Annotated in this window: 5 protein-coding genes; 3 read left to right on the top strand and 2 right to left on the bottom strand. The window is 67.2% G+C overall.

From position 1 onward, the window contains the following. The first annotated feature begins 13 nt into the window (after window positions 1–13). Window positions 14–988, top strand: a complete 975-nt coding sequence (gene fcl / locus WLQ66_RS18725; RefSeq protein ID WP_340547859.1) for a GDP-L-fucose synthase — start codon at window positions 14–16, stop codon at window positions 986–988. 126 nt (window positions 989–1,114) lie between these two features. Continuing rightward, window positions 1,115–2,536, top strand: a complete 1,422-nt coding sequence (locus WLQ66_RS18720; RefSeq protein WP_340547858.1) for a mannose-1-phosphate guanylyltransferase/mannose-6-phosphate isomerase — start codon at window positions 1,115–1,117, stop codon at window positions 2,534–2,536. Window positions 2,537–2,552: 16 nt separating this feature from the next. On the opposite strand, the gene WLQ66_RS18715 is transcribed toward WLQ66_RS18720, so the two are convergent. Then, window positions 2,553–3,821 (bottom strand): DUF2793 domain-containing protein, encoded by a 1,269-nt coding sequence (locus WLQ66_RS18715; RefSeq protein ID WP_340547857.1) that lies wholly within the window; start codon window positions 3,819–3,821, stop codon window positions 2,553–2,555. A 278-nt stretch (window positions 3,822–4,099) separates the two neighbouring features. Here WLQ66_RS18715 and WLQ66_RS18710 point away from each other — a divergent pair, with 278 nt between their 5' ends. Beyond that, window positions 4,100–6,286 (top strand): calcium-binding protein, encoded by a 2,187-nt coding sequence (locus WLQ66_RS18710; protein ID WP_340547856.1) that lies wholly within the window; start codon window positions 4,100–4,102, stop codon window positions 6,284–6,286. A 95-nt stretch (window positions 6,287–6,381) separates the two neighbouring features. On the opposite strand, the gene WLQ66_RS18705 is transcribed toward WLQ66_RS18710, so the two are convergent. Then, the coding region (locus WLQ66_RS18705) for a M10 family metallopeptidase C-terminal domain-containing protein (protein ID WP_340547855.1) at window positions 6,382–6,946 on the bottom strand (565 nt) is incomplete at its 5' end.

The following is a 6,946-nucleotide window of genomic DNA, read 5'->3' as shown; positions in this document are numbered from 1 at the left end:
GGGCACCAGCGCTGTGAAAATCTATGTGGCCGGCCACCGTGGCATGGTGGGGGGCGCCATCCTGCGCCGTTTGCAGGCGCGCCGCGCGGCCGGAGACGACATCCAGCTGATCACCCGGACCAGCGCCGAGCTGGATCTGACCGATCAGGCCATGGTGCAGGCATTTTTTGCCGCAGAACGCCCCGATCAGGTGGTTCTGGCGGCGGCCAAAGTGGGCGGCATCCATGCCAACAACACCTATCCGGCTGATTTCATTTATGAAAACCTGATGATCGAATGCAATGTGATCCATGCCGCCCATCAGCATGGGGTTGAGCGGCTGTTGCAGCTGGGATCCAGCTGCATCTATCCCAAACATGCCCCCCAGCCGATGGCCGAAGCGGCGCTGCTGACGGATCGGCTGGAGGCCACCAATGAGCCCTATGCCATTGCCAAGATCGCGGGCATCAAGCTCTGCGAAAGTTACAACCGCCAATATGGCCGCGACTACCGCTCGGTGATGCCGACCAATCTTTATGGGCCGGGCGACAATTTCCACCCCGAAAACAGCCATGTTCTGCCGGCGCTCATTCGCCGTTTTGATGCGGCGGTGCGGGCGGGCGAGGATCATGTGACGATCTGGGGCACCGGCACGCCGCGGCGCGAATTCCTGCATGTGGATGACATGGCGGCGGCCTCGCTGTTTGTGCTGGATCTGGACCCGGCGACCTACCAGCGCGAAACCAGCCCGATGCTGAGCCATATCAACGTCGGCTGCGGGCAGGATATCTCGATCCTGGAGCTGGCCGAGATGGTGGCCGGGGTGGTGGGCTTTGACGGCGAGATCCGGACCAACCCGGAGCAGCCCGACGGCACCCCGCGCAAGCTGATGGATGTCTCGCGGCTGGCCCGGCTGGGCTGGCAGGCCGAGATTGCGCTGCGCGACGGGATTGCCCAGACCTATGCGTGGTATCTGCAGCAGGATCCGGAGCGGTTGCGCAGCAAATGACCAGCCCGCTGGCCATCGCCGCAAAAAAGGCCCAGAAAAGACAGGGAGATGGCCCGAAAAATGGGCAGACATTTGCCTCAAACAGGTCAGACTAAGACCCGCAGACCGGTCGGAAAGGGACAGCTCATGATCACCCCCATTCTTCTGTGCGGCGGCTCGGGCACACGGCTGTGGCCGCTGTCGCGCAAAAGTTACCCAAAGCAATTTGTGCCCCTGGTCGGGGAGACCACGCTGTTTCAGGCCTCCGCCTTGCGCCTGTCGGGCGAGGGGTTTGCGGCTCCGATGGTGCTGACCAATTCCGATTTCCGCTTTATTGTCACCGAACAGCTGGCGGAGGCGGGCATTGATCCGGGCGCCATCCTGATCGAACCGGCGGGACGCAACACCGCGCCTGCGGTGCTGGCGGCGGCCCTCTGGCTGCGGGCGCGCGACCCGGAGGGGCTGATGCTGGTGGCGCCCTCGGATCATGTGGTGCCCGATGCGGCGGCCTTTCGTGCGGCGGTGGCGGCGGCGGAACCGGCGGCGCGGGCAGGCCAGCTGGTCACCTTCGGGATCAAACCGGACCGGGCCGAGACCGGCTATGGCTATCTCGAACTGGATGGCGATCCCGGTGATTTCAGCCCCAAGGTGATCGGCCTGAAACGCTTTGTCGAGAAACCGGATCTGGCCACCGCCGAGGATATGCTGGCCTCCGGTCAGTTCCTGTGGAACGCAGGCATCTTCCTGTTCTCGGTGAAGGCGATCATCGCCGCCTTTGAGACCCATGCGCCGGATCTGATGGCGCCGGTGCAGGGCGCCGTGGAGCAGGGGGAGCCGGATCTGGGCTTTCTGCGGCTGGACCCGGACGCCTGGGACGGGGCCGCGGATATCTCCATCGACTATGCGGTGATGGAGCGGGCAGAGAATCTCGCCGTGGTGCCCTATGCGGGCGGCTGGTCCGATCTGGGGGGCTGGGATGCGGTCTGGCGCGAAAGCGGGCCGGATGGCGATGGCATTGTCACCCAGGGCCGCGCCACCGCCATTGAGTGCAGCAACAGCCTGCTGCGCTCGGAGGATGACGGGCTGGAGGTTGTCGGCATCGGGCTGAAAGACGTGATTGCCGTGGCAATGCCCGATGCGGTGCTTGTTGCGCATGCCTCCCGCGCGCAGGACGTCAAACAGGCGGTCAGCGCGCTGAAGGCGAAATCCGCCCGCCAGGCCGAGGCCTTCCCCAAGGATCACCGGCCCTGGGGCTGGTTTGAGAGCCTGGTGGTGGGCGAACGGTTCCAGGTGAAACGCATCCATGTCCACCCCGGCGCGGCGCTCAGCCTGCAGAGCCATCATCACCGTTCGGAACATTGGATCGTGGTCGAAGGCACCGCCAAGGTGACGGTGGATGACAGGGTACAGCTGGTGAGCGAAAACCAGTCGGTCTATATTCCCCTGGGCGCGGTGCACCGGATGGAGAACCCCGGCAAGGTGCCGATGGTCCTCATCGAGGTGCAGACCGGCAGCTATCTCGGCGAGGATGACATCATCCGCTACGAGGATATCTACGCCCGCAAGTGACAACCGCCTGCCCTGGCTAACGGATCAGCCATTCCTCCAGCCCTTCGGCGGGGGTGTCCTGGCTGGCGGGCAGGGCGCGCAGGCGGATCCAGCGGGGATCGGTGGGCTGGCCTGTGCGCAGGCGCAGTCGGCCCAGAAGCCCGACCATGGCCCATTCCGCGCGTTCGGCGCGGCTGCGATAGGGGCGGGTGGGGTCATAGGCCGGGTTGAGGCAGGGCGCGCCGCCGGCATCGCGCAGCATGGCGCCAAAGCCATCGCGCAGGCTGCGACCCTGCCAGCGCCCGCCGTCGTCATTGCCGAGGATCGACGGGGTTGTGGAAATCACCCCGATCGGCGTCTCGCCGGGGCTTGCGGCGCGGATCCGGTCACCCGCCATCACCACCGCGAGGCCGCGCCGGTCTTCTCCGTCCGGGTTGCCATCCTCCCATTCGAAGAATTCCGCATAATCCGCGCCACCGCCGGTCCAGGCGCCATCGCAATAGCCATTGCCATTCTGGGCCAGGCGGAACATCGCGCCGCTGCCATCGCCGGCGGTCAGATAATCCTGCGAACTGCCCGTCGCGGTGAGCGCCAGAAGCGTGCTGTCATCGCCGCTGATCTCCAGACGGGCACCGGGATCATAGGTGCCAAAGCCGGCACGTCCATTGGCGGATTTCAGCACCATGGCGGCCTCCCAATTGCTGCCATCGGGAGAGAGTTTCACGGTGAAATCGGTATTGCCCGCCAGCCCCATCTCGGCATGGCCTGTCCAGTTCGACTGAAACAGCAGGCTGGCGGTATCGCTGCCCGAGGCCTTGTTGATCTTCAGCTGATGGCCGCCGCCATCATGGCTGAGCAGGCTGGCGGGGCTGCGCAGGGACAGGCGGTTGGTGGCATCGGCATCGGTGGCAATGCCCAGCCGGTCGAGCCGGTCGCCGCTCAGCGGCGGCAGCTGCCATTGGGTGCCATCCCAGACCCGCAGCGCCTGATCCGCCGGCACCCAGGCGCGCCAGCCGGGCTGCGGCGTCAGGAACTGCCAGGCGGCATCCTGCCAGATCGCCAGCCGCCCGCCCTGACCGGCCCAGGCATCGGCCGGGCTGTCGGCCAGCCCATAGGCCGCCCCTTCGGCCGGGGTTGCGGGCGGGGTGGTGGCGTCAATGGCCTCCAGCCGCAGCTGCACCAGCGCATCCAGCATGCGCAGCGCCTCGTTATGGGTCACATGTTTCTGCGCCTGGGCGGGCATCAGATAGGGCAGGGCAAGAAGAGGGGTGGTCTGGGGCAGGGTGTCTGGGGTGATGTCTGGCATTCTGGCGGCTCCTGATCGCGGGGATGGCGCCAGAATGCCCCAGTCGGATCACCCGGCCCCTAAGGGGGCGCGCGCCCGCTCTGCAACACCCCTTTTGCGGGGGGGTGACTGTTTCCTCCGCGCCTGACCGTGGGGATTGTCTTCAATATGTAAACAATAGCCGCGTTTCTGCCCCATTCCCGTCCGCTCTGCCGCCGCCTCTCCCCGTGAGGCTGATCCTGCCCCCGGAAATGCAACTCCGGCGGGTCTGGTGATCAGGTAGCGCGGGAGCAACACAGATGGATCTACGATTTGCAGGACGGTTCGGAGCCAATGATCTGCTGCTGGACAGCGATCTGCGCGATCTGGAAATCCATCAGGGCACCAATGGCGCGGTGCAGCTGTTTGCGGTCAGCGGGCTGAATGGCGGCATTGCCAGCTACAGCCTGGGAGGCGGCACGCCGGTTCTGCGCGATACGGTCTATCATCGCGCGCTGGGGCTGGCGGGGGGCGAGGCGACCCTGGCCGAGATCGGCGGCGAGACGCGTTTGCTGGTCGAGGGCAGCACCCGCAGCGCCCTGGCGTTTCATCAGATCGGCGGCAATGGCCAGCTGTCGGCGCAGCAGCAGGACAGCCTGCCGGGGGCGGGGGCTGCGGGGCTGGACGCCACGGTGGTTGGCAGCCTTGGCAGCGGGGGATCGGTGGTCTACGGGCTGGCCAATGGTCGGCTGAGCGGCTGGCAGCTGGGGGCGGGCGGCGCGGAGGTGGCCAAGGCGGGCGGCGCGGCGGCCTATGACCGCCCCGGCGCGGTGGCGCTGGAGCTGGCGGACCTGGGCGGCGGCGCGCAGCTGCTGTTGCTGGCCGACCGGATTGAACAGGGGCTGCTGAGCTACCGGATCGATCCGCAGAGCGGCGCTTTGCAGGTGGCCGACAGCCTTGGCGCGGCGGATGGGCTGGGGCTGGCCGAACCGACCGCAGTGGAGAGCTTCTCCGCCTTTGGCAGCAGCTGGGCGGTGCTGGCGGCGGCGGGCAGCGGCTCGCTCAGCCTGATTGCGCTGGGGCGCGATGGTCAGATGACCCTGAGCGATCATGTGCTGGACACCGCCGCCACCCGTTTTGGCGGGGTCACCGCGCTGGAGGTGGTCGAGGTCGCCGGCGAGATGCTGGTGCTGGCGGCGGGCAGCGACGACGGGCTGGCGCTGTTTCGGATCCTGCCGGAGGGCCAGCTGGTGCATGTCACGAGCCTCGCCCATGCCAGCAATGCCGGCGAGGCCGGGCTGGGGCTGGAGAATGTCACCGCGCTGGCGGCGGCGGTGATCGGGGGGGATCTGCAGATCTTTGCCAGCTCCGGCACGGCCGAGGGGCTGTCGCAGTTCACCCTGCCGCTGGCAGAGCTGGGCGATGTGATCACCACCGCCGGCGGCCGGATCAGCGGCACCGGCGCGGCGGATGTGCTGGCGGGCGGCATCGGTGCAGTGCTGAGCGGCGGCGCGGGGGCGGATGTCTTCGTGCTGCGCCCGGCCGAGGAGGGGCGCAGTGGCAGCCTGCGCATCAGTGATTTCGAGACCGGGCAGGACAGTCTGGATCTGTCGGGGTTTGACGGGCTGCGCAGCCTGGATGGGCTGCAGATCCGCAGCCGCAGCGATGGCGCCGTGATCACCCATCAGGCAGCGGATGGCAGCCGCACCGAGGTTGTGGTGCAAAGCGCCGATGGCGGCAGTCTGGATGCGGCGGATCTTTTTGCCGGGGGGGTTGTCTTTGCCGACCGGATGCTGCCCCCCGCCGAGGCGCCGGATCCGATGCGCTATGGCAGCGGCGGCGCCGACCGGATTGCTGCGCGCAGCGTCGGCGATCAGATCAACGGGCTGGCGGGCAATGACACGCTGCTGGGTGGCGACGGGCGCGACAGTCTCTGGGGCGATGCGGGCCATGACCGGCTGCTGGGCGGTCAGGGCGGCGACCGTTTGCGCGGCGAGGCGGGCAATGACGTGCTGCTGGGGCAGGGCGCGCGCGATCTTCTGGTGGGCGGGGCTGGCCGTGACACGCTGGATGGCGGACGCGGCGGCGACCGGCTGCTGGGCGGATCCGATGCGGATCTGCTGCGCGGCGGCGGCCAGAACGACCTGTTGCGCGGCGGTGCCCAGGGCGACCGGCTGCTGGGCCAGAGCGGCCGGGACAAGCTGTTTGGCCAGAAGGGCAATGACACGCTGGATGGCGGCGGCGGCAATGATCTTCTGGTGGGCGGCCAGGGTGCCGATGTCTTTGTCTTTGGGGCGGGCCACGGCAGCGACAGGATCCGCGATTTCACGCAAGGAGTGGATGTGATCCACCTTGGACGTCTGGCGCGGGCGGGCATCGCCGAGGATCTGGGGGATCTGCGCCTGCAGCAGCAGGGCGAGGATACGCTGATCCAGACCGGGGCGGGGGAGATCCTGCTGCTCGATCAGATCGCCGCAGACCTGACGGCCGATGACTTTATCTTCTGATCCGCTATCGGCTGTCGGAAATAGGCAGAGGGCCGCCCCAAGAGCAGGTTCCCGGACGTGCCCGGAACCTGCCCAGAGCTTGACGGGCCGGGCCCTCAGAACAGGATATCATCCGCCCTGAGATCCTCGAACGCGGTGTTCTGCAGGGTCAGGGACCAGCCGTTGTCATCCCGGATCACCAGATCGGCGTTGCGGATCTCGAGGTGATCCTCGCGCAGATCGGCAAAATCCAGCACCCCGGTGGCGGCGGACATGTCGATGCGATCTTCGGCCTGAAAATCAATCACCACATCGGCCCCTTGCGAAAACACAAAGACATCGGCGCCCTGGCCTCCTGCCATGCGGTCATTGCCTTCGCCGCCCTCCAGCCTGTCCTGCCCGGCGCCGCCTTTCAGCGTGTCACGCCCGGCGTTGCCGACCAGCGTATTGGCGGCCTCATTGCCGATCAGCAGGTCATCACCAGCCCCGCCCCAGGCGTCCTCGATCAGGTTGACGGTGCGCCCGTCTACCCGGACCGCGGTGGCCATGGCGACATTGTTCTCAAGGCTGCCGATGGTGGAATACTGCCCCGGGCGCAGGTCGATCCGGCTGTTGCTGCCAAGATCGGAGGCGTCGATCAGATCCGCGCCGCCGGCATCCCAGATGGTCAGGCTGACATTG

This window comes from Phaeobacter sp. A36a-5a, from assembly GCF_037911135.1.
Lineage (GTDB): Bacteria > Pseudomonadota > Alphaproteobacteria > Rhodobacterales > Rhodobacteraceae > Phaeobacter > Phaeobacter bryozoorum.
The sequence above is the reverse complement of the archived record's forward strand: the minus strand, read 5'-3'. Positions and strand labels throughout refer to the sequence as shown.